The sequence below is a fragment of the Pseudomonas reinekei genome (assembly GCF_001945365.1).
GTDB lineage: Bacteria > Pseudomonadota > Gammaproteobacteria > Pseudomonadales > Pseudomonadaceae > Aquipseudomonas > Aquipseudomonas reinekei.
Genome location: NZ_MSTQ01000008.1, coordinates 153,231 through 178,734 on the forward strand (window position 1 = coordinate 153,231; position 25,504 = coordinate 178,734).

Genomic DNA, 25,504 nt, shown 5'->3' on the forward strand with positions numbered 1-25,504 from the left:
AGAGGGGGGATATTGCTTACGCCCAGCGCTTGAAAATCAACGAAGTATTCACCCCGCCAAACGCAAAGTTGTTGTTCATCACGTACTGGTTGCTCATCTGCCGGAATTCGCCGCGCAGGTAGTCCAGTTTGCCGCAGTGCGGGTCGACTTCGTCGAGGTTGAGGGTGTGGGCGTACAGGTCGCGGTTCATCATTTCGATGCTGAACCAGGACTCCAGCGCACCGCAGGCGCCGAGGGTGTGGCCGAGGAAGCTTTTCTGCGAGCTGATGGGCATGTGTTCGCCAAACAGGCTGCTGGTGGCCAGGGTCTCGGCGATGTCACCCTGTTCGGTGGCGGTGCCGTGGCCGTTGACGTAACCGATGTCCGAAGGCTTGAGGCCGGCGTCTTCCAGCGCCAGTTCCATGGCCCGGCGCATGGTGACTTGCTCCGGACGGGTGGTGTGCTGGCCGTCGGCGTTGCTGCCGAAACCAACGATTTCGGCATGGATGCGTGCGCCGCGCGCCAGCGCATGTTCCAGCTCTTCGAGCACCAGCATGCCGCCACCTTCGCCGATCACCAGGCCGTCGCGGCCGCTGTCGTAAGGCCGTGGCGACAGTTGTGGGGTGTCATTCTTCAGGCTGGTGGCGTAAAGCGCGTCGAAGACCATGGCTTCGGTCGGGCACAGCTCTTCGGCGCCACCGGCGAGCATCAGCGGCAGGCGGCCGAACTTGATCGCCTCGTAGGCATAGCCGATGCCCTGGCTGCCGCTGGTGCAGGCGCTCGACGTCGGGATCAGCCGACCGGTCAGGCCGAAGAAAATGCTGATGTTTGCCGCCGTGGTGTGCGGCATCATCCGTACGTAGGAGTTGGCGTTCAGGCCCTCAGCCACCGAATTCAGCAGCATGTTGCCGAAGGCCTTGATCTCGTCGGTGCTGCCCGTGGATGAACCGCACGCGACGCCCATGCGTCCGTCCTTGATCGATTCGTCGCCGAGCAATCCGGCGTCGGTCAACGCCTGCTCCGCTGCACCCACCGCCAGCCGTGAAACCCGGCCCATGCTGCGCAGTTGCTTGCGGGTCCAGTGGCTCGGCACTTTGAAGTCATCAATCGGTCCGGCCAGACGGGTGTTGAGTTCGGTAAAGCGATCCCACTCGGCCATCCGGCGGATGCCACTATGGTTGGCCGCGAAGTGGCCAGCGATGGTGTCCCAATCGCTGCCCAGGGAAGTGATGCCGGCCATGCCGGTGACGACGACGCGCTTCATCAGCACAGGCCTCCATTGACGGCCAGAACCTGCCGGGTGATGTACGAGGCTTCCGCCGACATCAGGAAATTCACTGCACCGGCCACCTCTTCAGGGGTGCCCATGCGTTGTGCGGGGATCATCTTCATCAGCTCTTCCACCGGCACGTTTTCATCGAGCATGGCTGTGTCGATCAGGCCGGGGGCGACACAGTTTACGGTGATTTTGCGCTTGCCCAGCTCTATCGCCAATGCCTTTGCCGCGCCAATCAGGCCGGCCTTGGAAGCGCTGTAGTTGACCTGGCCCCGGTTGCCGATCAGCCCGGACACCGACGTGATGCAGACAATTCGCCCGGCGGCGCGACGACGAATCATCGGCATCATCACCGGGTGCAGCACGTTGTAGAAACCGTCAAGGTTGGTGCGCATTACGACATCCCAATCATCCTCGCTCAGCGCCGGAAAAGCGCCATCACGGGTCAGGCCGGCGTTGAGCACCACGCCGTAATAAGCACCGTGGGTTTCGACGTCGGCTTCAAGAGTCGCTTTGCAAGCGGCGCGGTCACCGACGTCGAATTGCAGGATGCGCGCCTTGCGCCCCAGGGCTTCGATGTCGGCTTGTACGGCCGTGGCCTCGGTCAGGCCGCTGCGGCAATGCAGCACGATGTCGTGGCCGGCCTGGGCCAGGCGCAGGGCGATGGCGCGGCCGATGCCACGGCTGGAGCCGGTGACCAGTACGGATTCAGTCATGACTGGACTCCTGCAGGTTCATGAAGATAGTGGGCCGCTTGCGGCGGGCGATACACGTTCAGGCGGGCGGTGGCGTGAATGCCGGGCGCGTTGATGTGGCATTCGAACACGCCCATGCCGTTGTCGTCTTCCAGCGAGCGGATGCCGTGGATGGTCAGTTCGGTGCCGGCCGGAAAGCTTTCGACGTTGCATTCGAATTTACGACTGCCGAGCAGGAAGCCCAAGGCCACTGCATCGCCACGCTGGCGAGCATGGCAGCCGGCGAAGGCCGCGACGCTCTGGGCCATCAGTTCGATTCCGACCCAGGCCGGCAAGCTGCCGTCGGGGAGGCTGAACAGGCCATTGGGCTTGACGGTGAGGCAGGTATGAATCTGCTCGTCATCGAACGCCAGGATCTGATCGATAAAGATCATGTCGCCAGCGTGGGGCAGCAGTTCGGCGAGCGGCCAGTCAATCATGGGGCGTCTCCGATAATCAGGCTGACGTTGTTGCCGCCGAAGGCAAAGGAATTGCTCATCAGGTAGCGAGGTTCAGTGGACGCCAGTCGATCGGCCAGGGTCACCCATTTCAGCGGCGGTAACGCCGGGTCCGGTTGGCCATCCCAGATGTGGGGCGGCAGGGCGTGCTGCTGGTTGTCAGGGTGCAGGCTCAACCAGCAGAACGCTGCTTCCAGCGCCCCCGCTGCGCCGAGGGTATGCCCGGTCATGGGTTTGGTCGACGAGCAAGGGACACCGTGCGCAAACAGTGCGGTCACGGCCTGGCTTTCCATGGCGTCGTTGTGCTGGGTAGCGGTGCCGTGCAGGTTCAGGTAGCCGATCTGCTCAGGTTGCAGGCTGGCCTGGCTCAAAGCCTTGCGCATCGCTTGTCGGGCACCTCGGCCGGACGGCTCCGGGGCGGAAATGTGGTGCGCATCGGAGCTGGCGCCGCTGCCCAGCAAGGCGATCGATTGGCGGCCGGCTGATTGTTTGCTCATCAGGAACAGCACCGCCGCTTCGCCGATATTGATGCCGTTGCGGTTCGCCGAGAACGGATTGCAGCGTTCGCCGGACACCGCCTCCAGGGCGGAAAATCCATTGAGGGTCAGTTTGCACAGCGTGTCGACGCCACCGCACAGCACCACGTCGCACAGCCCCAGATCGAGCAGGCGCCGGGCGCTCATCAACGCGCGGGCGCTGGAGGTGCAGGCGGTGGAAATCACATAGGCGGGGCCGCTCAGTTGCAGCCACTCGGCGAGGAAATTTGCCGGTGCGCCGAGCTCCTGTTGCTGATAGTCGTACGCGTCCGGAAAGCGCTGCTCGCGGACGTAGTGGGCCAGCCCCTGACTGGCTTCATCGATGCCCGAAGTGCTGGTGCCCAGCACCACGCCGATGCGATGGCGACCGTAAGTCTGGATCGCTTGATCGATGTCCTGCTGAATTTGCAGGGCGGCTTCGAGCAGCAGTTGATTGTTGCGGCTGCGGTGCCGGCTCAACTCGGCCGGGATCGCCGCCAGCTCGCCGTGCACCGCGCCCACCGGCAACGAACGGTCCGGCACCCAGCCGGTCTCGCTGCGTATGCCGGAGCAATCGCCAGCGAACAGGTTACGGGCGACTTGCGCCTTGCCGCGCCCCAGCGAGCAGATCACCCCGAGGGCGTTCAGGTAGGCCGTCATGGCGTGTCACCGCTCAGGGGTGTGATTTGATAATTCGGACCTTCAGGCAGGTTCAATTCGAAGCTCAACGATTGTGAATAACGAACGTCCCAGCGCGCGGGCAGGGAGCGTTGCGTCCCGTGTTGCCAGGCGGAGGGGTAGTTGGCCGACAATTCATCCCGGGGCGTCAGCGCAAACAGCAAGGCAGCGAACAGCTCCCGGGCCTCCGGGTTGGGCGGTAGCAGTCCATCGGCACGCCACGTTCCGTCGACCAGTTTCTGGCGTGCCTGCGGAATGCCCAGCAGGTCCATCATCGACCAGCGAATGGCCGGGCCTTCATGCTGGATCACCAGCACCCAGTCCTGACGTTGGTCCGCTTGCAGGCGCTGGATGTGCAATTGCAGTGGCAACGTCAGGCTTGGGGTTTGTTCGGGCAGCGGAGGCCGGCTGGCGCAGGCGCTGAGCAGCAGGGCCGCGGCCAATAACAGAAAACGCATGGCGATCACGAGCCTTGGGGGATAGTGTTTCAAGCGGCTGATGGTAAACATCACACAGCACCTTCCAGCGGTTTGCGCGCCACCACATTGACCAGGGTCTCTTCTCGCTGGCCAAAGGGCTTCGGCTGGCGCAGGCCCAAGCGTTCAAGCAGGCCGAAGTCCTTGGCGCGGCTCCACCACAAGTATGGATACGACACGTTTTGCGCAGTGAATTGGAAACCTTGGTGGCGAATCATCTCCAGATACTGCGCGGCGCTTTTCTGCACCTGCATCGGATGGCGGAACAGCCAGCGAATCACCCAGGTATCAATGTAAGCCTCGGTGGACTCGGCGAACAGCAGGTAACCACCCGGCTTGAGCACGCGATAGAACTCGGCGAGCGCCTGCTCCTGCTCGACCAGATGATGGAACGTCTGGTGACAGAACAGCAGGTCGATGCTGGCGTCGGGCACAGTGAGGGTCGCGCAATCGCTGCCAATCAACTCCACCGTCATCCCTTGATTGACCGCTTCTTCGCGACTCTGTTTCAGGCTGTGCGGGTCGGCGTCCACGCCGATCAGACGTTCGGGCATGAAGGTCTGGTGCAAATAACGGAACGACTTGCCCTGACCGCAGCCGGCGTCGAGCAACACCGGATGACCTGGCAACGGCTCGCTGAACAGGCTCCGCAGATCATTGATCGCCACGCGTAGCACGTGATGCTGCCAGGTGTGGCTGCGCAGGAACCAGAGCCCGAAACGGGTCTCTTCGACGTAGGTGTTGCTCAAGTAGCCCATGTGGCATCCCTTGCACAGAGTTCCGACAACATCCGTAGTCGGCGTTTGGGTTCGGCGACGAACGGGTTGCGTTCATCCCAGGCATAACCGGCGAGGATCGAGCTGATCATGCGGCGTATATCCGGAGCACCGTCGGGATAATAAATCACGTCCTGGAAAGTCCCCGCGTACCAGCCCTCGACGTAGCAGCGGAACGTATCGACGCCGCGCTTGAGCGGTTCGGCAAACTCGCGTTGCCAGTCGACTGTTTCACCTTGCAGCTGACGGTGCAGGACCCCGGCAGCCATGCTCGCCGAACGCATGGCGATGGTCACGCCGGAGGAAAACACCGGGTCGAGGAACTCCGCCGCATTGCCCAGCAGGGCAAACCCCGGCCCGTGCAGGGTTTTGACGTTGGCCGAGTAGCCGCCGATGGTACGCGCCGGGGTATCCCAGACGGCGTGGTTCAGCACCCCGGCCAGGCTCGGCGTTTCGGCGATGAAGCCACGCAGGCAATCGTCCAGATTGTCGGTGCGGCCTTCAAAATGTTCTGCGGCCGCGACCACGCCCACCGAGCAGCGTCCGTTACTGAACGGGATGGTCCAGAACCAGATGTCGCGCTGGGTAGGGTGAGTGGTGACGAGGATTTTTGTGCGGTCGAAGTTCGGGTTGTCGATATGGTCTTCGACATGGGTGAACACGGCCTGGCGCACCGGGAAATTCGACGGTGCCTCCAGGTCCAGCAAGCGAGGCAGGACGCGACCGTAACCGCTGGCATCGAGCATGAACCCGGCTTCGATGCGGTACTCGCTGCCGTCTTCACGCCTGACGCCGAGCAGTGGTCTGGCCTGATCGATCTCGACACTGACGATGGTTTCGCCGTAGCGGATTTCCACGCCTTGCAGCGCGGCCTGATCGGCCAGCAGCTTGTCGAAGTCGGCGCGCTGGACCTGAAAAGTCGTCGGCTTGCCTTGGGTGAACGTGTCGCCGAAATCGAAGGTGCTGTAGCGCTCGCCCCAGGCAAACGCCGCCCCGGTTTTCAGTTGGAAACCGGCCGCGTTGACCGCCTCGAGCATGCCCGCTTCCTCGACGAAATCCAGGCAGTGGGACAGCAGGCTTTCACCAATGGAGAAGCGCGGGAAATGCTGTCGCTCGATCACCAGCACGTCATGGCCCTTGCGCTTGAGCAGCGCGGCGGCGATGGCGCCGGAAGGGCCAGCCCCGATGACCACGATCGGGTGACGTTGCAATTCAACGGTTGGCATGGGGGCTCCTTGCCGGGGCGGCAGCGTTCAGGGGAATCCGATGCATACCGGCGAGTGCCGGCAGCAGTGTTGCGATCAGGCCCATCAGCATCAAGGCGAAGTACAGCGCCGGGCTGATCAGCTGTTGTTGCAGCAGCAGGTTGAGAAAGACGATCTCGCTCAAGCCGCGAATGTTCAGCAGAACGCTTTCGCGCCAGCGGCTGGCACCCGGGAACGAGGCGCCGGCCCAGCCAAGGCCGATCCAGTTGCCCAGTAATTTGCTGGCAATCGGCAGCAGCAGCAACGCCGCCAGTTGCAGCCAGCCGAGGCTGTCCATCGCGCTGTGCACGTTGATCTGCACAATACCGAACGTGAGGATCAGCGGAATGGCAATGTTCGTCTGCAGGCGGCTCATCCAGATCGCCGGCAGCGGTAGCACCAGCGGCACCTTCAGCGCGGCCATGATCAGCACATAGCCGATGCCGAAAATCAGCGCATTGAGCTTGTAGTGTTCGGCCACCACCAGCAGGGCAAAAAAGCCAAGGCTGTATAGCCACAACTGGCGCAGGCCGAGTAGCCGCAGCAATACCGGCAGGCAGGCGCCGGCCAAAGGCAGCAGCAAGCTGCTCAGGTGCAGGCTGCCTTGGGCGATGCCGAACAGGGTCCAGCAGGCGAGGTCGATCAGGATCGCGGTCTGCACCAGGCGCCGAGTGGCGGCGGGCGGGTAATTGATGTGTCGCAGGTACAGGTAGAGCACCGGGATCGCGGTAATGGCAAACAGCAGGCCGACCGCCAGCGAGCTGATCCACGGTTGCGGCGGCAATAGCCAGACGGCCGTGAACAGGCCACAGGCAAACGGAATGCAGAAACTCGGCAGGGCGATTTTCAGGCTTTGGCGGTCCAGTTGCAGATCGATCACGTCGCTGAGAATGTAGCCAAGCAGCAGCGCGAAGCTCAGGCTGTAGAAGTTCTTCAGCCAGCCCGGCGAGACCAGCACCGCGCCACTCATTTGCCAATGCGGTTCGATCCAGAAATACATCAGTAGCGGCAGGCCAATGGTCGCTAGCAACAACTGGCTGACGATCGGGATCAGGCCGAAGTGGCGGCCGAGCCGGGTCGCCACGGCGAACAGCGCCAGGGCCATTGCCCAGAACACCGCGATCATCATGCTGCCGACTCCGCGACACGCACGGCATGCACCTGGCGCCCGGCCCATGGGGCGAGCAGGAAACTGAAGATCAGCCCCAGGCTCACCGACAAACCGAAATTGCTCACCGCCGGCGTGCTCGACACCGCCAGCAGGCCGAACGACAGCCAGGTGGTCAGCGCGGCCAGCAAGGTGCCCAGCAGGCTCACGGCGGCGCCGCCGACCTGTTCGCGCATGAGGATCGCGTAGTCGACACTGATCGCCGTCACCAGCAGCAGGCCGAACAGGCTGAACAGCGTCAGCGGTTGTCCCAGCCAACCAAGGCTGGCCAGGCTGCACAGTGCGGCCAGCAGCGGCAGGGAAACAATGCGCAGCGCGCCTCCAAAACCGAACGGCAGGGCCAACACCAGTACGATCAGTACGCAGGAGGCGAGTTTCAGTTCGGCGGCGCTGATTTGCGTGGCCGCGAACACTTTGTTCAGTTCACCCAGACGATCCACCAGCACCACTCCCGGTAAATCCTTGGCCTGAACTTGCAGCAACATCGGGTTGTTCACGCCTTGCAGGCTGACCATCGCCGCCACGCCGTCGTCGGTCGGTCCTAGCCACAGCAGGCGATAGGGTTCGGCCAACGGTCCGGCCAGCGCTGCGTCGATGTCTTCCACGGGCAGTGTTTGTAACTGGGCCAATTCAGCTTGCAGCGCTTCGACCGGCACGCCGACTTCCAGCAGCGGCTGCCAGAACTGCGGCAGTTTGCTCAAGGCTTCGCGAACTTTTTGCTGGTCGTTTGGCTGGCTCACCAATTGGTCGAGGGACAGATAGCCCTGGAGTTTTTCCAGATTGACCAATTGATCCAGACGCTCGCTCAAGGCATTCGACCTTTCGAGCAATTGCTGTTGATTGGCGGCCCGCACCAGGAAGAACTGACTGGTGGGTTGATAGCCGGTAATGCGCGCGATGGCTTGCGCTTCGTCCGTCAGCTGTTGCGGTGCACCAACCCATTGGCGAATGTCGTTTTTGGTGTCCAGTTGCAGCAAGCCACCGACGCAGAACGCAATCAACAGCGCCAGCAACACCGGCGTGCTCAGATGCTTGAGCAGGTCTTCGCGACGAGCCAGCAAAAATTCGGATACCCGCAGCGGCCATTGCGCCGGGCGCAGCTCCACGCCCTTGAGCAGTGCCGGCAGCAGGCACACGGCCGACAGGTACGCACCCAACAGACCGGCGGCGGAGAACACGGCGATCTGGGTCAGCGCCGGGAACGGTGTCCAGGCCAGCGCCAGATAGCCGATGGCGCTGGTGATCAGGCTCAGGGTCAGGCCCGGCAAGGTCAGGCGCAGCGCCGGCCAGCTTTGCCAGGGTTTCAGGCTCCAGCTCTTGGACAGGTAGTGCAGCGGGTAGTCAACCGCGACGCCGATCAGGCTCGAACCCAGCACCAATGTCATCACGTGCATGTGGCCGAACAACGCCACGCACGCCACCGCGCCGAACAGCATGCCCACCAGCACCGGAATAAGCGCCAGCAACACACGCCAACGCCGGAAAGCCAGCAGCAACAACAGCAGGATGCCGATCGTGGCGCCCCCGCCGACCCAGGTCATTTCGCGCGAAGCCTGTTTTTGACCGTTGGCGGCATAGAGTAAACCGCTGGCGGCCAACAGTTGCACGTCAGCCTTGGCCGCTTCTTCGCGGCTGTGCTGGAGCAGGTCAGCCACTTGCAGCGGCAGGCTCATGTCGAAGGCGTTGCCGGTGGTTCGGGCGCGCAGCATCACCCAACTCTTGGCGTCCGCATCGGCAATCAACGCGCCGCTGCCAATGTCCAGTTGCACCGCACCGTGTTGCGGCTGACTGTTCTGGATGCGCCCGGTCAGGCCCAGCCAGTCGTCCTGGCTTGGCACCAGGCTGAAACCGGTGAAGGGGTCGAACAACGCCTGCACCCGTTGTTGAATGAAGGCGTCGGGATGCTCGATCAATTGTTGCCGGTCGTCAGCGGACAGCATGGCCAATCGACCTTGCAGCAACTGCGTGCGCAACGCTGGCAAGTCGGCTTGCAGGTTCCATTGGACCTTTTCGAACAGGCCGCTGGCTTGCCATTGATCGCCCATTTTTTGAGCCATGGATATGGCCTGCTCGCGATTTTGATGGCCGACCAGTACCAGCATTTCGCGGTTCAGCGGTTCCTGCATGCGCTGTTCGGCGCGCAGTTCCAGGGCGTCGGGCGCAGTGCCCGGCACCAGCTCCATCAGGTTGGCCGACAGCGGCGCACCGTCACGCCATTGCCACCCGGCGAGCGCCAGCACTGCCAGCAGCAGGGCCAGGAACAGCCATGGCAGCCTGCGTTCACTGGGCAAAGTCATGTTGCTCCGCTTCGCTCAATGGTTGCGCGCTGGTGCTGTCCTGCATGCGCAACAGGGTGCTGTCACCTTGGGTTTCCAGCAGTTCGATGCTGTGCACCAGCTCAGCGCCGGTGATATTGATCTGGTTGAACACCTGCTTGAGCAGCATCGAGCGCGGCAGCAGTGTCAGTTTCCAGTTCTGGGCATCGCCGCTCAGCGACAGTTCGAAATCCCGTCGCAGACTGCTGCTGTCGCCTTGCAACACGGCGAGGAACAACCGGTTCTGCTCGGCGCCAGCGCTCTTGCCCGGTAGCATCTGCCAGCCGTTGGCGTCGCGTCGGGCAATGCCTTTGTCAGTGATGCGGTAATCCTGCTGCAACGGCGTTTTCAGCAGCCACAACAGTCCGTGATTTTTCGCGAGGACAAAAGTGCCTTTGCTGGTCAGTGGCTGGGGCAGGGCACGCAGGTGTTTTTCCTGGACGAAGTTGCCGTGGATGACGTCGGGTTTGGCCAGTTGATCGCTCAGTTGTTGCAGATCAAAAGCGTGGGCCAGCACTGGAACGCCCAGTAACACGCAGAGCACTGTGGGAGCGAGCCTGCTCGCGAAAAACCTGAGAGTTCTGCGGGGTGTCAGGTGCCCAGCGTCATCGTTAACGACCCTCGCCGGCAAGCCAGCTCCTACAGGGGAACGGCGGTGGAAGAAAGTCATGGCAAGGCCCTCTCTACGGCATCGGTGAACACCTTCGGCGAAGCCAGCAGCATCTCGCGGTTGCTCATGTCGACCGCGACCTGCACGGACACCGCGCGGGTCAGGCGTTCGCCGGTTTGCGCATCGCTGATCAGGTAGTTGATCTTCAGCCGGTTCTCCCACTCCACCAGATTGGCTCGCACGTTGAGTTTCTGACCGAACACCGCACCGCGTACGTAGCGCAATTGCAGGTCGATCACCGGCCACGCGTAGCCCGACTCGGACATGGCGTTGTAGTTGTGGCCGATCTTGTCCAGCAGCGCGCAGCGGGCGACCTCCAGGTATTTGACGTAGTGGCCATGCCAGACGACGTTCATGCTGTCGACGTCAAAGAACGGCACGAGGATTTCCGTATCGGTGTGCAGCACTCCCTTGCTACGCATGCAGCCTCCAGTGTTGTTCGGCGATACGTTTCAGGCACAGGCGCAGTTCGCTTTCCAGCGCGCGGTCTTCGATCACCGGCGGGAAGTCTTTGCCCAACGCTTCATGCATGGCCGCGAGCGCTGGCGGCAGCGGTCGCGCATCCTCGGCCTGGCCGCGCAGCCATACGCCTTGATTGGCGGCGAGCAGCGTGGCAGCGGCGACCTGTTCGGTCAGTTCCAAAACACGGATCGCATCGCGCGCGGCGATGGTGCCCATGCTCACCTTGTCCTGGTTGTGGCACTCGGTGGAGCGCGAGAACACGCTGGCCGGCATGGTATTTTTCAGCGCTTCGGCGGTCCAGGCACTGGTGCCGATCTGAACGGCCTTGAAACCATGGTTGAGCATGGCGCGGTCGGCCGTGGCACCGGACAGGTTGCTCGGCAAGCCGTGGTTGTAACGCTCATCCACCAGCAGGGCGAGTTGTCGGTCCAGCAGGTCGGCGACGTTGGCCACGAGGTTTTTCAAGCTGTCCATGGCGAACGCGATGTGCCCGCCATAGAAATGCCCGCCGTGCAAAACGCGTTCGGCTTCGGCATCGATGATCGGGTTGTCGTTGGCGCTATTGAGTTCGATCTCGATGAACGAGCGCAGCCAGTTGAGGCTGTCGGCCAGCACGCCGAGGACGTGGGGCGCGCAACGCAGGGAGTAGCGGTCTTGCAGGCGATGCAGCGGCGCGGTGGGCGCTTCGATCGCCAGATCCTTGCGCAGCCATGCGGCGACCTGCATTTGCCCCGGATGCGGCTTGGCGGCGAACAGGCGCTCGTCGAAATGCTCCGGGTTGCCTTGCAGGGCGACCACGTTCATTGCGGTGATGCGCGTGGCCAGTTGCAGCAGGTAATCGGCGCGGGCGAAGGCCAGACAGGCGAGGCCCGTCATCACCGCAGTGCCGTTCATCAACGCCAGGGCTTCTTTCGGACGCAGCACCAGCGGCTGCCAGCCGAGTTCGCGATGCACGTCGGCGGCCTGCCGGCGTTCGCCCCGGAACATCACTTCGCGTTCGCCGGACAGCGTGGCGGCGACGTAGGACAGCGGCGTCAAATCACCGCTGGCGCCGACCGAGCCTTCTTCCGGAATAAGCGGCAGGATGTCGTGCTCAAGGAAGGCTTGCAGGCGTTCCAGCAGCTCCACGCGCACCCCGGATACGCCGTGGCACAGCGACTGCAGCCGCGCCGCCAGTACCGCACGGGTGGCTTGCGCGTCGAGCAGTTTGCCCAGCCCGCAGCCATGGAACGTGTACAAGTGCTGCGGCAGCGCTTCGACGTGATGCAGCGGCACCGCCACCACGCAGGAATCGCCGTAACCGGTGGTCACGCCGTAGATCACGCCTTCCTTGTCCAGCAGGGAGTCGAGAAACCGCGCGCCTTTGGCGATGCGCTCGCGGTACGCAGGATCGCTCTGCAACTGCGTGGGCGCCTGACGGTTGGCCAGGGCCAGCACGTCTTCGATGCGCAAAGGGAGTTCGCCGAAGGTTACCGGCTCAAGCGTTGGCGTCGTCATCGGTCTTCCAGAAAGGGTAAAAGTTGAACCATTGTTGAGGCGCATCGAGGCAATAGTGACCCAGGCGCTCGGCGTAGCGGGAGGCCCACTGATGAATGACCCGCTCGCGATCCGTGCGTTTCCAGATGATCGAGTCGGCGAACGGTTCAATGGTCAGGCGATAGTCACCGTCGGGTTTCTTCAGACACAGCAACAGGTTGACCGGGCATTTCAACAAACCGGCCAGCAGCCAGGGCCCTTGCGGAAACCTGGCCGGGTGACCGAGGAAATCCACCGTCACGCTGCGACCGCCATGCAGCGGCACGCGATCGCCGGCAATCGCCAGCCACTCGCCGCGCTCCAGGCGCTCGTGCAGTTGCAGCATGATCACCGGGTCCAGTTCGCTGACCTGGATCAGGCGCAGATTGGTCGCGCCGGCTTCGCCCAGCAAGCGGTTGAACTGCTCGGCGTGCTTGGTGTGCACCAGCACGTTCATCGTCACTTTCTCGCCGATCTCGGCCAGTGCGCGGCAGACTTCGAGATTGCCCAGATGCGCTCCGACCAGCATCTGTCCGCGCGTACCGCGCAGCTGATTACGCAGCAGCGCCGGGTCGATGATTTCGATCTGCTCGATGCTCAATTTACCGTTCCACACGTCGAGTTTGTCGAGCATGGAATCGGCGAACGCCATGAACTGACCGAACACTCGCCAATGGGTCGGGCGCAATTCGCGGCGACCGCTCCAGTCGGCCAGGCGTTGCTGGTATTGCCAGGCGCTGTGGCGGGCGCTGCGTCCGAACAGGAAAAAATACAGGACGATGCCATACAGCAAGGGGCTTAGCAGTCGACGGCCAAGCACTTTGGCGGCGAGCGCAGTGAATTTCATCAGCCAGAAACTGCCGCGCTCTTCGTGATCGGCCCAGTGCTGTTTTTCGTTGCTCATGCTCGCCACCGTCGCCAGAGGATCACGGGCGAGCGCAACAACATGCCGAAGAACAACCGGGTGTGCATGCTCGAAATCAGTACGTTGTCGTGGAACATGCGGAAATGCGAAACGCCGTCCAGCGGGTAATGAACTCGGGTTTGCAGCCATTTCATCGGCTGGTTGCGCCAGGCCAGACGCACCAGGATGTCGGAGTCGAAATCCATGCGCTTGCCGATTTTCGCAGTGTCGATCAGCGCCAGGACCGGCGGCAGCGGGTAGACACGAAAGCCGCACATGGAGTCGCGGATCTGCAGCGACAGGGTGTTGATCCAGACCATGACGTGGGTCAGGTAGCGGGCGTACAAGCGACCCTTGGGCACGCTCTCATCGTACTGCGGATAGCCGCAGATCACCGCTTGCGGATGGCTGCGTGACAGCTCGATAAAACGTTGTACGTCTTGCAAGTCATGCTGGCCGTCGGCGTCCACCTGCAAGGCATGGCTGAAGCCCAGGCGCGATGCTTCACGCAAGCCGGTCATCACCGCGCCGCCCTTGCCCTGATTGGTCGCGAGGCGGATCAGGTAAACCATTTCCCGTTGGGCCAGTCGATCAAGCACCCGGGCGCAGGCCGGGCTGCTGGCATCGTCCACCAGAATACATGGCAGATTGCTGGCAATCAGTGCATCGACCACGGTGGTGATTGCGCTTTCGTGGTTGTAGACCGGAATGATTGCGCAGGGGCTATGCATGCACCGCCTCCAGCAAAATACGCCCGCTGGAGCAGGTCGCGGTTTCGTTGCGATAGGCGAAATACAGCTTGCCGCGCACCGGGTCGAAACGCAGGTGCAACTGGACTTCATCCCCCGGGCGCACCAGTTGCTGGAATTTCAGCACTTCCATGCCGGCGAACGTTGCCGGCAGGTTCATCAATTGCTGGCCCAGATTCAGCGCCCATTCAACCTGCACCACGCCAGGCAGTACCGGCGCCGTGGGGAAGTGGCCACTGAAATAGGCAAGGTCCGGCGGCACGGCCAGTTGCAGGCTCCACTCGCCCTCGGTTTCGGACTGCTCCAATACTTCCGGTGCCTTGGGGCGTGGTGCCAGCAGCAGGGCTTCGACGGTGGTCTGGGGCAGTTTGCCTTGGCTGTTCAATGGCATTTGCCGCAACAAACGCCAGCGCCTTGGCAGGGCCAGCGCTTCGCAATGCTCGCTCAGGTGTTGGCGTAACTGCTCGGTGACCGTGCGTCGACCTTGATTGCGCAAGGCATGCAAGCCCGCGTCGGTCAGAACCAGCAGCGCCCCCAGCGAGGCGCGGTTTTCCTGGACGACGCCGAGGCGCGCTTCGGCCACCCAGGTGTGGGTCATCAGCGCTTGCTCCAGCATCGGCAGCGAGATGCGTTTCTCTTCCAGTTTAACGATCCGATCCAGCCGTCCCAGTAGTTCGAAACGGCCGTCAGCGGCGATTCGCGCGGCATCGGCGGTGTGTTCGATATGTCCGTCGGGCAAGTACGGCGAGGCGATGAGCAGTGCGCCGTCGTCGTCCTGGCTGAGCTTGATGCCGGCAAACGGCTGCCAGAGTGCATGCCCTTGTCGCCAGGCAATGCCGCCGGTTTCCGAGCTGCCGAAAATCTCGGTCGGCCATTGATGCAGACGTTGTTGCAGGTTTTGCGCGGCCTCGGCCGGCAACGCACCGCCGGAAGAAAATACCCGGCGCACTGCGCTCAAGGCCGGCCAGTCGAGGTTGTCGCCCATGCGCTTGAGCAGCGCCGGGCTGGCGACCCAGGCGAAGGCCGAATGCGCGCGACTGGCGCGTTGCAAGTCTTCGGGAAAAGCCAGTTGCCTGCGCATGAACGGACGCCCGGCGCACAACGGCCAGAGCACCCGGAACAGCAGGCCATAGATGTGTTGGGTGGCAACGCTGCCGATGATGCATGCCGGACCGAGATCGGCACCCCACAGCTGTTCCAGGGCTTCGACCTCGTTGGCCAGTTGCCGCAGGCTTTTTTCGATGCGCTTGGGCTCGCCACTGGACCCGGACGTGCACAGGCTTAGCCGGCATTGATCCACATCCAGCGAGGCGGGACTGAGCGGTGAATGCCGATAATCGCTGATGTGCGCATCGTCGGGCTGATCGGTCAGCCACAGGTCCACCTCGTTCGACCAGCGTTGGCGCGTTTGCGTTTGAAGGTCGGCCGGCAATAACACGCTGGCCCCGGCACGCCAGGCGCCCAGCAGGGCAATCGCCAGTTCGGCGGCATCTTCAAGGTGCACGGCAATGCGCTGCACGCCCTGGGCTTGCAGGCCGGCGGCCAGGCTCAGGGCCTGTGCGCACAGGTGTGCGTGATCGAGCGACGGCTCGGCCGTTACGGCACGCTCCGGCTCGGCCTTGAGCAGCAACTGCTCAAATTTTATCCAATTCATGGGTGGCCTCGTACCCGTTGTCGTATCAGCCATTCAATGGCAAACATCAGGCCTATCAATCCGTAGGAAATCAGGCCGGTGTACAACATCCACCAGCTCAGCGGCGCCCACAGCGTCAGGGCTGCGGCGCACAAGCCGTTGCAAAGAAAAAACACACTCCAGGCAATCGTCACCTGACGGGTATAGCGAATAGCCTTGGCGGGCAGGTACGGTTCGCGCAAGCGGGCCAGTCGTTCGACCATCGGCGGGCCGTACTTCAGGCTCAATCCGAACAGTGCCAGCATGAAAGCGCTGATCAACACTGGATACCAGCGCAGCAACGCCGGGCTGTCGAACAGCGCCAGCAACAGGCAAAACCCGATGGCTGACGCCGCCATCGATTGGCTGCCGGGCTTGTGTCGGCCGGTCAACGCGCGACCCAGCCACAGGCTGCCCAGCAGCAGCCCGAACTGCCACGGCGCGAAGTGCTCCATGCCGAAATACACCGCAAAGGGGTACAGCAGGCCTGCCAGCAGCAGGCCAAGGCCGATCAGTCGGCTCATGCGGCCGGTTGAACCAGACGGTAGACCGCCTCGACGACGTCACTGACGGTACGTACCGACTTGAATTCTTCGGCGGCGATTTTCTTGCCGGTCTGACGTTTGATGTGGTCGATCAGGTCGACCGCGTCGATGCTGTCGATTTCCAGATCCTGATACAGGTTGGATTCGAGGCTGACGCGCTCGGGGTCCAGTTCAAACAGCTCAACCAAGGCATCGCGCAGGGTGTTGAAAATGTCGTCACGAGTTTGCATGGTCCGGTCTCAAGCTGCCTGTTTTGCGGTGACGAACGCTGCAAGGCTCGTCACGTTACTGAAGTGATTACGCGTGTCCTTGGCGTCGGCATCGATTTTGATGCCGTACTTTTTCTGGATGGCCAGGCCGAGTTCCAAGGCGTCCACGGAGTCCAGGCCCAGGCCTTCACCGAAGAGCGTCTGGTCATCGCCGATGTCGTCGGCACTGATGTCTTCGAGGCCGAGGGCGTCGATGATAAGCATTTTGATATCACGGTGCAGATCGCTCATCTTCGGCGAGCTCCTTAATAAAGTAAGTATGTAGATAATCGTTGAGCTTGCGCGAGGCCTGAGGGGCCGCGCCCATTGCAGCGAAGGCCTGTGGGTCTATATCGGCCCCGACGCGGAAACTGAAGTGCACGCGACGCTTGGGGATCCGATACCAGGGCTCCGCCTTGGTCAAAGTGGTCGGGGTGACCTTGATCACCACGGGGGTGAGGATTTTCGCACCCCGCAGGGCAATTGCCGCTCCCCCCCGATGAAAGGCTGGCGCCTGGCCCGGCTGGGTGCGGGTGCCTTCGGGAAAGATGATCAGGGTTTGCCCTTCTTTCAAGGCGTCGGCGGCGGCATCGAGCATGTCCATGCTGCCGTCGTTGCTGATGTAATCGGTGCGGCGCAGCGGACCGCGGGTGAAGGGGTTTTCCCAGAGGCTTTGCTTGACCACGCAGTTGGTGTGGCGTACCAGCCCGATCAGGAATACCACGTCGATCAACGAGGGATGATTGGCGATGATCATCTGCCCCGGACGCCCGAGTTTCTCCGCGCCCTGAATATCATAAGTCAGCACGCCGGCGCGGGCCATGAACTGCACGAAAAACCAGAAGCAGCGGCTGACCATGCGCCTTGCGCGCAGCCGGTGGGTCCGGGCATCGCCCGGCAGGCAGCCAAGCACCGGGAAAACGACCAGTCGCAGGCACAGCCCGCCCAGTCCGAACAGGGTGAAGCTTGCAGCCGTGGCCAGCAGGCGCCAGTAGTAGGCGTCGCGGTTTTTCTCGGTCATGGGTTGCGTTGCCAGGTCCATACACGATTTTTCCAGGCATGTTGGCAGGTGGTTTGCTCGCCCGACAGCGCACGCAGCAGATTCAGTGGATGGGGCCAGCGAGCTTTGGACAACGCTTGCGGTGGGCTGTTCAGGGACAGCTGCCAATCATTGCCTGGCGTGATCAACAGGCCGAGGGCGTACGGAAACGGCACGTCATCGATCCACGTCGAATAGGCTTCGGGAGGCTGCTCTTCGGTTACCACCAACAACACGGCCGGCGCACCCTCGTTCAGCAATGCCACGGCCTCCAGCATGCCGTGTTCCAGTCCGTCGCCGGCTGCGGCAAGGGCGGTCATCTCGCTGGTTTCACCGCGCATGATCGACCACAGACCGATGATCGCGTTGTGCACCGACAGGCTGAATTGGGTCGGGGATAGCGGCTGTTCAGTGGCCAGCTCGCTGAGAATGTCGAAAGTGCGCGGGGTTTCGCCATGACGGGAAACAAAGACCAGCGGCAAGTCCTGGCGACCTTCGGCCAGGGGCCAGCCGACGCCGAACGCCATTCGCGCCAGCCGGCTGAGGCGCCGACGCTGCATGGCCGGCAGAAACGAGACGTCCGGAGCCGCATCGCTGCCCGGCAGTACGACCGGTCGTCGACTCCAGGTCTGCCAGTCGTCCACGCTTTCGAGCCCCGGGGCCCATGCGCGCCACTGGGCGATGTTGAAATTGATCACAGACATTCATCCCGCCCCTGCGGGCTTTCTTGACGCGGTGAGTGGCGCAAATGCACGGCACACCCTACGTGGCGCTGGCGCCGAGTGGTGCGCATTATCCCGGTGCGACGAACGTGTAGCAAATGCTGGTTACATTTTGCTCAGTGAGATGTACCGGTTAGTTCGCGAAATCCGAACATTTGGTATTTATTCACATTTTCATAAGGCCCGTCTGTCGGTTCTGTCTTCGTTTGGCCCGGATGATTGGTGGTTTTTCAGCAAGAGATGACGACTGACTGTGTAGTCCCTTGCCTGCGAGGTAGCGAAGCAACGTCATCGACCACTACACTCGATCATTCTTTGATACACGGAGGTTTTGACATGCGGCGCGTGGTGTTCAATCAGAAAGGTGGCGTAGGCAAATCCAGCATTGCCTGCAATTTGGCGGCGGTCAGCGCCAGCGAGGGTTTTCGCACCCTGTTGGTGGATCTCGATGCCCAGGCCAACTCCACTCAATACCTGACGGGGCTCACCGGCAACGACATTCCGATGGGGATTGCCGATTTCTTTAAGCAGACGCTGTCTTCCGGGCCGTTCTCCAAGAAGAACCAGGTCGACATTTACGAAACCCCGTTCGAGAACCTCCACGTTGTCACGGCCACGGCGGAACTGGCCGACCTGCAGCCCAAGCTTGAGGCCAAGCACAAGATCAACAAGCTCAGAAAATTGCTTGAAGAGCTGAGCGAAGATTATGACCGGATTTACCTCGATACCCCGCCCGCGCTTAATTTTTATGCGGTTTCAGCATTGATCGCCGCTGATCGTGTGCTGATTCCCTTCGATTGCGACAGTTTCTCGCGTCAGGCTTTGTACGGCCTGCTGGCGGAAATCGAAGAGCTGAAGGAAGACCATAACGAAGGTCTGGAAGTTGAAGGCATCGTCGTCAATCAGTTCCAGGCCCGGGCCAGCCTGCCGCAGCAAATCCTCGACGAACTGATCGCCGAAGGCCTGCCAGTGTTGCCGGTGTACCTGGCAAGTTCCGTTCGCATGCGTGAATCCCACCAGGCCAATACGCCGTTGATCCATCTCGACCCGCGGCACAAGTTGACGCAGCAATTTGTTGAACTGCATAACCTGCTGGAAAATGCCTGAAAAAACTGTAGGCGCGAGCTTGCTCGCTCCCGGTTTCAGGCTGCTGTCAAATCCCCTGACTGCGCAGCCAACTCATCAACTGCGGTAACGGGAAGGCTCCGCTCTGGCGGGCGACTTCCCGACCGTTCTTGAACAGAATCAGGCTCGGAATCGAGCGAATTCCCAACTGAGCCGACAATTGCTGGTTCGCCTCGCTGTCCAGCTTGGCCAGTCGGCACTTGCCGGCCAATTGCGCAGCGGCTTGTTCAAACACCGGCGCAAACGACTTGCACGGTCCACACCAGTCCGCCCACACGTCCACCAGCAACGGCAGATCGCCCTTGATCTGGCTGGCGTAGTCGCCCTGTTTCAATTCGAAAGGCTTGTTCAGCAGGACTTCGGCCTTGCAGCGCCCGCATTTTGGCTGGTCGCCCAAGCGCTCGGCGGGGATGCGGTTGAGGCCGTTGCAGTGGGGGCAGGGAATGTGGAATGGGTCAGACATGTAGGTGGTCCTGTGAAGAATCCGGTTATTCCTATTTGGAGACGTCTGCTCACATTTTCAATCGAGCAGGGAGCGGCGATAAAACTAGGCTGAGTCGTACTCAGTCAGGCCACTGGTCTTGTCGTGAGTATCGCATCTTGCGATATATTGTATTTGTGATTAACTCCCCATAGCAGAATGCGATAAGGATGTTGCATGCATGTCATCACCGAAAAACGAATACGTGAAGCTGCAACCAAATGGCCAAGGGCAGCTACTGCATTGGATCATTGGTATCAATTGGTCAAAGGAAGCAAGCCATCGGATTTTGCGGCGATGAGGGCCTCATTTCCTGCCGTAGACAAGGTGGGTGAGTTTCATGTTTTTGATATCGGTGGCAACAAGCTGCGGCTGATCGCTTTCGTGAGGTATCGATCGCAAAAGCTATATATCAAGCATGTGCTGGATCACCGCGAATATGACCGCGGAAAATGGAAGGAGGAAAGAGTATGAGTGTCCTGATCGAAAGAGCTGCCGAGCATTGGGAGTTCGTCTCGCCGTTGCTTCGAAAACCGAAAAACGAAGACGACTATGATGCGCTGGCGCAGGCGCTGGACGAGTTGCTCGAGATGACCGGCGATGATGAGTCTCATCCGCTTATGAGCTTGGTAGATATCATCGGTGACTGGATTGAGGAATGGGATCACAAGCATCACCCTATGCCGAAGGCCAGTGGGGTCGATGTTCTTGGCTACTTGATGCGCGAACACGGCCTGACCCAGAGCGACCTTCCCGGTGTTGGTACTCAATCGGTTGTTTCGGAAATCCTGAGTGGCAAGCGTCAGCTCAACCTGCGGCAGATCCGCTGGTTGGCCGAGCGCTTTGGTGTGTCGGTGGAAACCTTCATCTGACCGGCTTCACGACGAACAACTGATCTCCAGATGCTTGCCCCATTCCGGCGGTCGCTCGGCGTAGCTTTCCATCCCCGGTTGTTCTTCGAACGGCTTGCTCAGTACGGCATGCAGGCGACGCACTTCTGAGTAGTCGCCGTTCTCTGCCGCATCGATGGCTTTTTGCGCCAGATAGTTGCGCAGGATGTACAGCGGATTGACCGCGTGCATCCGCTCGCGACGTTGCTCCTGGTTCAGCTCGCCTTCACGGGCGACGCGGGCCACATAGAGCTCGCCCCACGCATCGAAGCCCCTGATGTCGACGAAGTCGTCGCGCAATCGGGCGACGGCCGCAGCGGGCGAGTCCTCGCCCAGTCGGCGGAAGAACAGGCTGTAATCGACGCCGCTGTTTTGCATCAGTTGCAGCAGGTTTTCCAGCAGTTTCTGGTCGTCTTCCTCGGCGGTGGTCAGGCCGAGGCGGCGGCGCATCAGGTCCAGGTAGTGTGCCTGGAACAGCGGCAAATACAGGCCGAGGGTTTCGCGCAGGGCTTCGACGCTGATGAACGGCGTCAGGGCCTGGGCCAGGGCGCTGAGGTTCCACTGGCCGATCGGCACCTGGTTGCTGAAGGAGTAGCGGCCCTGGTCATCGGAGTGGTTGCAGATGAAGTTGGCGTCGAAGTCGTCGAGGAAGGCGAATGGGCCAAAGTCGAAGGTGATGCCGAGGATCGACATGTTGTCGGTGTTCATCACGCCGTGGCAGAAACCATAGGCTTGCCACTTGGCGATCAGTTCGGCATTGCGCTCGACGATCTCGCGGAACATCGCCAGGTACGGTTCGGGTTGCTCCAGGCATTCCGGGAAATGCATGGCCAGCACGTGTTCGCCGAGTTCTTTCTGCTTTTCGGGGCGTTTGGTGTAGTAGAAATATTCGAAGTGCCCGAAGCGCACGTGGCTCGGTGCCAGGCGCAGGACCATGGCGGCCCGTTCCTGTTTTTCGCGCCAGACCGGTGTGTCCGAGCCGATCACGCACAATGCCCGCGTAGTCGGGATGTTCAGCGCGTGCAGGGCTTCAGAGGCGAGGAACTCACGGATCGAAGAGCGCAACACCGCACGGCCATCACCCATGCGTGAAAACGGTGTCTGGCCGGCACCCTTGAGGTGCAGGTCCCAGTGCTCGCCGGCCTCGTTGTACACCTCGCCCAGCAACAGGCCACGGCCGTCGCCCAGTTGCGGGTTGTATGAGCCGAACTGATGCCCGGAATAGACCATCGCCCGAGGAACCGCGTCGGCCCACAGCTTGTGGCCGCTGAACAGTTCGGCGAACTCCGGGGTTTGGGCCACGGCCGGGTCAAGGTCCAGCAGCGCCATGGCGGCAGGACTGGCGACTACCAGGCGCGGGTTGTCGATGGGCTCGGGCAGCACGTGGGCGGAAAACGTATCGCCCAGGCGGTCGAAGCGATTATCGAAGGTCAGTTCGTCGAGGGCTTTCAAGGGCCAACTCCAGCAGAATGTCCGAGCATTCTGCTGGGGAAAGTCCGGTTAGTCGAGTTTGGCGGCGGGCGGCATGGTTGGCGGCTGTTTGCCATCCGGTAGCGGGACGATGGTTTTCGTCTCCGGCTCGATCGGTACCATCTTGTATTCCTGGCCGTGCAGGTTCTTCAGGTAAACCTCCATCTGCCGGAACGAGATGTTGATGTGCTGCTTCTTGAACTCGCGGTTGATGAAACGGTTGACCTCATCGAGCACCGGGTTACGGTCACCGAGGTCACGCACGTGCATGCGTAATTCATGGTCGAGGGTGCTTTCGCCGAAGTTCAGGAAGTACACCAGCGGCTCGGGTTCTTTGAGGACTCGTGGGTTTTCCCGCGCGGCTTTGAGCAGCAGTTCTTTCACCAGGTCCAGGTCCGAGCCGTAATCGACCCCGAGCTTGAGCGTCACCCGGGTGATGGTGTCGGTCAGGGACCAGTTGATCAGTTGCCCGGTGATGAACGTTTTGTTCGGGACAATGATGTCCTTGCGGTCGAAGTCGGTGATGGTCGTGGCGCGGATGCGGATCTTGCTCACGGTGCCCGACAGGTTACCGATGGTGATGGTGTCGCCGATCCGTACCGGACGTTCGAACAGGATCATGATCCCGGAGATGAAGTTGGCGAAGATCTCCTGCATGCCGAAACCGAGTCCCACCGACAGCGCCGCCACCAGCCACTGCAACTTGTCCCAGCTCACGCCGAGGGTCGACAGGGTCGAGACGAAGCCGACTCCGGCGATCACGTAGGACAGCAACGTCGTCGTAGCGTAAGCGCTGCCCTGGGCCAGATTGAGCTTGGACAGCACAAACACTTCCAGCAGGCCGGGCAGGTTGCGCGCCAGGGCAAAGGTGATGCCGATGATGATCAGCGCACCGAGCATGTCGCCGATGCTGATTGGCACCATGCTCATGTTGGCGCCGGTACCGCTGGTGTATTCGTAGAGGGTGATGTTGTCGAGGTACGAGAACACCGTGATCAGGTCGGCCCAGACCCAGTACAGCAACGCCATGAACCCGCCGAGCAGGGCCAGGCGAATCAGGCGCAGGGACTGTTCGTTGACCTTCTCGATGTCCAGGGTCGGCTCTTCGATTACCGCTTCGCCGTCGCCGGCCTCTTTGGCCGCCTGACGTTTGGCCAGGGCGCGTTGGTAAGCCAGACGACGTGCAGCGACGCTCAGGCCGCGCACGAACGTGGCTTCAATGACCAGCCAGAACATCAACAGGTACAGGGTGTTGATCAAGCGGTCGCTGAGTTTCAGCGCGGTGTAGTAGTAGCCGAAGCACACCGCCACAAACAGTGCGACGGGCAGGGCGGTGAACAAAATGCCCACGACCTTGCGGAACAGCGAGGCGTTTTCGTGGGTCGGGCTGCTGATCAACAGGCGGCTGAGCAGCAAGGTCATCAAGGCGTAGCAGGTGAGCACCACCGGCATGCCGATCACGTCGTCGGCCAGCCCGGCCGGTTGCAGCTCGGCAACGGCCACCACCGCCACCAGTGCCATCACCACCATCCCGAGTCGGCGGACCCAGCCGCGGAGGAATTCGACCTGGGGCTTTTCCCAACGGAAATGCAGCTCAGCCACGCCGCCCGGCGCGAGGATCCGATAGGCGGTGTAGAACACCAGCCACGCCTGGGCCATTTGCAGCAACGCCGCGCCCATGTTGGCGTTTTGCCCGCGGGCGTCGATCTGCAGGGCCAGACCGCAAAGGGCCAGCCCCAGCGAGACCGGCATCGCCAACAGAATATTGATCAGGATCGCCTGCGGCGTGTGCCACTGGCTGTCGCGCTTGAAGTGGCCGACGTCCTGGTGAACCTTGTTCAGGCGGGCATACAGTTGCTTGCGACGCCACAACAGAGCGCCGATCAACAGGGCCAGCGGCAGGAACAGCAACGGTCGCTGAGTCAGGCCATCGATCAGTTCGCTCAGGCTTGAGGCCAGCGGCAGGGTATCGACTTGACGTTGCAGGCGATCCGGCACGCTGTGAATCCATTCAAGGTCCAGCGGTTTGTTGCTGGGAATCCAGAACATTTGCTCATCGAGCGTCGCCCGCAGGCTTTGCGCAGTGCTCAGCAGTTGTTTCTGGTTCAGTTGCAGGGTGATGGATTCGTTGAGCACCGCGCTCAATTCGCGGTTCAGCCGCTCCAGCAGGTCGGCACGGGTAGTCGCCAGTTCCAGCAGACTCTTGCGCAGCTGCGGCGTGATTTGCTCCGGAGGCTGGGTCGCCAGCAGGTTATCCACATAGGTGGCCGGGTTGCTGAGCAGTTCCCGTTGCTGGCTGACCTCGAACTGGTACAGGCGAATGTCGGCAATCTGGTCGGCCAGGTCACGATCAACCTTCAGACGCGGCAGTGCCTGCTTCTGCTTGTAGAGAATCTTGGAGAGCAGCAAGCTGCCTTTGAGCACGTTGATCTGTTCGTCCAGCGCCGAGTCGCTCTGGGTCACGCTGTCGAGTTGTTGCTTGGTCTGCAGGTTTTGCTGGGTGACTTCGTTGAGGCGGTCGGTGCTTTTGAGCAGGTAGTCCGAGAGCTTCAGGTTGGCCGCGCTTTCGGTCGCCAACAGGCTGCTGCCGCCGGCCTTTTGCGCTTCGATCGACTGCTGCGTCACGGTTTCCTGGGACTGGGCCAGACGCTTCTGATTGATCAGGCTTTGCAGGTCCTGGATTTCCTGGTCCAGGCGATCGGACTTTTCCGATAGCAAGTCATGCTGGCTGTTGCCCAGGTCTTGCAGTTGGGTATTGCCGGCCAGTTCCTGGCGACGCAGCGGGATCAGGGCATTCAGGGCTGCGAGCTCGGCGTTGAGCTGGTCGCGCTGTTCGCCGCTCAGCGTCTTGCCGGCGTCTTTGCCGGTCTTGAGGATGTTGTTGATCTGTTGGATGCGCGTCTGGCTGGCGGAGATTTCGGCCTGGGCGCGCTCGGGGCGAGTCTGGGCGGTGATGATCAGACTGTTGGCGTCCGCCAGGGCTTTTTGCAGATCGCTTTGCTGGGTCGAGCGCTCGGTGAGCATTTGCTCGAGTTGCTGGATCGACTCTTTGGCGAAGCGTTGCGCCACCGGCACCACGGCGCTGGCCTTGAGACGCGTCAGCTCACGCTGGTTCTCGATGGTTTGCTTGGGGGCGGTGGCCAGTTGCTGCTTGAGATCGCTGAGTTTCTGCTCGTAATCACGCTGGTTGTTGAGCTGCGTCAGCGTGCCTTGCAAGACGGACTGCAAGGCCTTTTGATCGGCTTCCGGCAGTTTGCGGTCGGCGATCTTGTCCAGACTCGTCTGCACGGATTCGCGGGAGGGTGGTTCGGCGGCTTGCAGAGGGCCGACAGAAAGACTCAGGCCCACAAGGGCCATGAACAAAAAAGAGCGCAGGCTTGACATAGAGACCGA

General features: G+C 61.6%; 26 protein-coding genes. 3 read left to right on the forward strand and 23 right to left on the reverse strand.

All coding sequences use genetic code 11. From position 1 onward, the window contains the following. Window positions 1-16: 16 nt before the first annotated feature. Genes BVK86_RS15490 through BVK86_RS15585 form a run of 20 tightly spaced genes read right to left on the reverse strand, consistent with a single transcriptional unit; the run spans window position 17 to window position 18,127 of the window. On the reverse strand, window positions 17-1,243 hold the full coding sequence (locus BVK86_RS15490) for a beta-ketoacyl-ACP synthase (RefSeq protein WP_075947250.1): 1,227 nt from the start codon (window positions 1,241-1,243) through the stop codon (window positions 17-19). Continuing rightward, entirely contained in the window at window positions 1,243-1,971 is a 729-nt protein-coding gene (fabG, locus tag BVK86_RS15495; protein ID WP_075947251.1) for a 3-oxoacyl-ACP reductase FabG, read from the reverse strand. Before fabG ends, BVK86_RS15490 begins: the two co-directional genes overlap by 1 nt. Next, entirely contained in the window at window positions 1,968-2,429 is a 462-nt protein-coding gene (locus BVK86_RS15500) for a hotdog family protein (RefSeq protein ID WP_075947252.1), read from the reverse strand. Before BVK86_RS15500 ends, fabG begins: the two co-directional genes overlap by 4 nt. Continuing rightward, entirely contained in the window at window positions 2,426-3,622 is a 1,197-nt protein-coding gene (locus BVK86_RS15505) for a beta-ketoacyl-[acyl-carrier-protein] synthase family protein (RefSeq protein ID WP_075947253.1), read from the reverse strand. The genes BVK86_RS15500 and BVK86_RS15505 overlap by 4 nt, the downstream gene beginning before the upstream one ends. Next, complete coding sequence (locus BVK86_RS15510; protein ID WP_075947254.1) at window positions 3,619-4,149, reverse strand: hypothetical protein; 531 nt, start codon at window positions 4,147-4,149, stop codon at window positions 3,619-3,621. Before BVK86_RS15510 ends, BVK86_RS15505 begins: the two co-directional genes overlap by 4 nt. Further along, window positions 4,149-4,874, reverse strand: a complete 726-nt coding sequence (locus BVK86_RS15515; RefSeq protein WP_075947255.1) for a class I SAM-dependent methyltransferase — start codon at window positions 4,872-4,874, stop codon at window positions 4,149-4,151. Before BVK86_RS15515 ends, BVK86_RS15510 begins: the two co-directional genes overlap by 1 nt. Continuing rightward, on the reverse strand, window positions 4,862-6,118 hold the full coding sequence (locus BVK86_RS15520; RefSeq protein WP_075947256.1) for an NAD(P)/FAD-dependent oxidoreductase: 1,257 nt from the start codon (window positions 6,116-6,118) through the stop codon (window positions 4,862-4,864). The genes BVK86_RS15515 and BVK86_RS15520 overlap by 13 nt, the downstream gene beginning before the upstream one ends. After that, window positions 6,105-7,265 (reverse strand): cation:proton antiporter, encoded by a 1,161-nt coding sequence (locus BVK86_RS15525; RefSeq protein WP_075947257.1) that lies wholly within the window; start codon window positions 7,263-7,265, stop codon window positions 6,105-6,107. Before BVK86_RS15525 ends, BVK86_RS15520 begins: the two co-directional genes overlap by 14 nt. Continuing rightward, entirely contained in the window at window positions 7,262-9,601 is a 2,340-nt protein-coding gene (locus tag BVK86_RS15530; RefSeq protein ID WP_075947258.1) for an MMPL family transporter, read from the reverse strand. The genes BVK86_RS15525 and BVK86_RS15530 overlap by 4 nt, the downstream gene beginning before the upstream one ends. Further along, window positions 9,585-10,289: an outer membrane lipoprotein carrier protein LolA gene (locus BVK86_RS15535; protein ID WP_075947259.1), complete on the reverse strand. Its 705-nt coding sequence runs from the start codon at window positions 10,287-10,289 to the stop codon at window positions 9,585-9,587. The genes BVK86_RS15530 and BVK86_RS15535 overlap by 17 nt, the downstream gene beginning before the upstream one ends. Then, on the reverse strand, window positions 10,286-10,711 hold the full coding sequence (locus BVK86_RS15540; RefSeq protein ID WP_075947260.1) for an acyl-CoA thioesterase: 426 nt from the start codon (window positions 10,709-10,711) through the stop codon (window positions 10,286-10,288). The genes BVK86_RS15535 and BVK86_RS15540 overlap by 4 nt, the downstream gene beginning before the upstream one ends. Continuing rightward, the gene (locus BVK86_RS15545; protein ID WP_075947261.1) at window positions 10,704-12,248 is read right to left on the reverse strand and encodes an HAL/PAL/TAL family ammonia-lyase; all 1,545 of its coding nucleotides are present in this window, start codon (window positions 12,246-12,248) and stop codon (window positions 10,704-10,706) included. Before BVK86_RS15545 ends, BVK86_RS15540 begins: the two co-directional genes overlap by 8 nt. Beyond that, window positions 12,229-13,170, reverse strand: a complete 942-nt coding sequence (locus BVK86_RS15550) for an LpxL/LpxP family acyltransferase (RefSeq protein ID WP_075947262.1) — start codon at window positions 13,168-13,170, stop codon at window positions 12,229-12,231. The genes BVK86_RS15545 and BVK86_RS15550 overlap by 20 nt, the downstream gene beginning before the upstream one ends. Beyond that, on the reverse strand, window positions 13,167-13,901 hold the full coding sequence (locus BVK86_RS15555) for a glycosyltransferase family 2 protein (RefSeq protein WP_075947263.1): 735 nt from the start codon (window positions 13,899-13,901) through the stop codon (window positions 13,167-13,169). The genes BVK86_RS15550 and BVK86_RS15555 overlap by 4 nt, the downstream gene beginning before the upstream one ends. After that, entirely contained in the window at window positions 13,894-15,573 is a 1,680-nt protein-coding gene (locus tag BVK86_RS15560; protein ID WP_075947264.1) for an acyl-CoA synthetase family protein, read from the reverse strand. The genes BVK86_RS15555 and BVK86_RS15560 overlap by 8 nt, the downstream gene beginning before the upstream one ends. Then, a complete protein-coding gene (locus BVK86_RS15565) occupies window positions 15,570-16,115 on the reverse strand; it encodes a COG4648 family protein (RefSeq protein WP_075947265.1) in 546 nt (181 codons plus the stop codon). Before BVK86_RS15565 ends, BVK86_RS15560 begins: the two co-directional genes overlap by 4 nt. Further along, window positions 16,112-16,366: an acyl carrier protein gene (locus BVK86_RS15570; protein ID WP_007992314.1), complete on the reverse strand. Its 255-nt coding sequence runs from the start codon at window positions 16,364-16,366 to the stop codon at window positions 16,112-16,114. Before BVK86_RS15570 ends, BVK86_RS15565 begins: the two co-directional genes overlap by 4 nt. Before the next feature lie 9 nt (window positions 16,367-16,375). Further along, a complete protein-coding gene (locus BVK86_RS15575; protein WP_075947266.1) occupies window positions 16,376-16,636 on the reverse strand; it encodes a phosphopantetheine-binding protein in 261 nt (86 codons plus the stop codon). Then, on the reverse strand, window positions 16,617-17,426 hold the full coding sequence (locus BVK86_RS15580; protein ID WP_075947267.1) for a lysophospholipid acyltransferase family protein: 810 nt from the start codon (window positions 17,424-17,426) through the stop codon (window positions 16,617-16,619). Before BVK86_RS15580 ends, BVK86_RS15575 begins: the two co-directional genes overlap by 20 nt. Continuing rightward, window positions 17,402-18,127, reverse strand: coding sequence for a beta-ketoacyl synthase chain length factor (locus BVK86_RS15585; RefSeq protein ID WP_075947268.1), 726 nt, complete (start codon window positions 18,125-18,127; stop codon window positions 17,402-17,404). Before BVK86_RS15585 ends, BVK86_RS15580 begins: the two co-directional genes overlap by 25 nt. Before the next feature lie 354 nt (window positions 18,128-18,481). Between BVK86_RS15585 and BVK86_RS15590 the strand changes: the two genes are divergently transcribed. After that, window positions 18,482-19,252, forward strand: a complete 771-nt coding sequence (locus BVK86_RS15590) for a ParA family protein (protein ID WP_075947269.1) — start codon at window positions 18,482-18,484, stop codon at window positions 19,250-19,252. Between the two features lie 46 nt (window positions 19,253-19,298). On the opposite strand, the gene trxC is transcribed toward BVK86_RS15590, so the two are convergent. Further along, window positions 19,299-19,733, reverse strand: coding sequence for a thioredoxin TrxC (gene trxC, locus BVK86_RS15595; protein ID WP_075947270.1), 435 nt, complete (start codon window positions 19,731-19,733; stop codon window positions 19,299-19,301). A gap of 195 nt (window positions 19,734-19,928) precedes the next feature. Here trxC and BVK86_RS15600 point away from each other — a divergent pair, with 195 nt between their 5' ends. After that, a complete protein-coding gene (locus BVK86_RS15600; protein WP_075947271.1) occupies window positions 19,929-20,225 on the forward strand; it encodes a type II toxin-antitoxin system HigB family toxin in 297 nt (98 codons plus the stop codon). Continuing rightward, the gene (locus BVK86_RS15605) at window positions 20,222-20,623 is read left to right on the forward strand and encodes a helix-turn-helix domain-containing protein (RefSeq protein ID WP_075947272.1); all 402 of its coding nucleotides are present in this window, start codon (window positions 20,222-20,224) and stop codon (window positions 20,621-20,623) included. Before BVK86_RS15600 ends, BVK86_RS15605 begins: the two co-directional genes overlap by 4 nt. A gap of 6 nt (window positions 20,624-20,629) precedes the next feature. Here BVK86_RS15605 and selO read toward each other — a convergent pair whose 3' ends face one another. Both selO and mscK read right to left on the reverse strand, forming a co-directional pair. Then, the gene (selO, locus tag BVK86_RS15610) at window positions 20,630-22,093 is read right to left on the reverse strand and encodes a protein adenylyltransferase SelO (protein WP_075947273.1); all 1,464 of its coding nucleotides are present in this window, start codon (window positions 22,091-22,093) and stop codon (window positions 20,630-20,632) included. A gap of 48 nt (window positions 22,094-22,141) precedes the next feature. Continuing rightward, entirely contained in the window at window positions 22,142-25,495 is a 3,354-nt protein-coding gene (gene mscK / locus BVK86_RS15615) for a mechanosensitive channel MscK (protein WP_075947274.1), read from the reverse strand. Window positions 25,496-25,504: the final 9 nt, after the last annotated feature.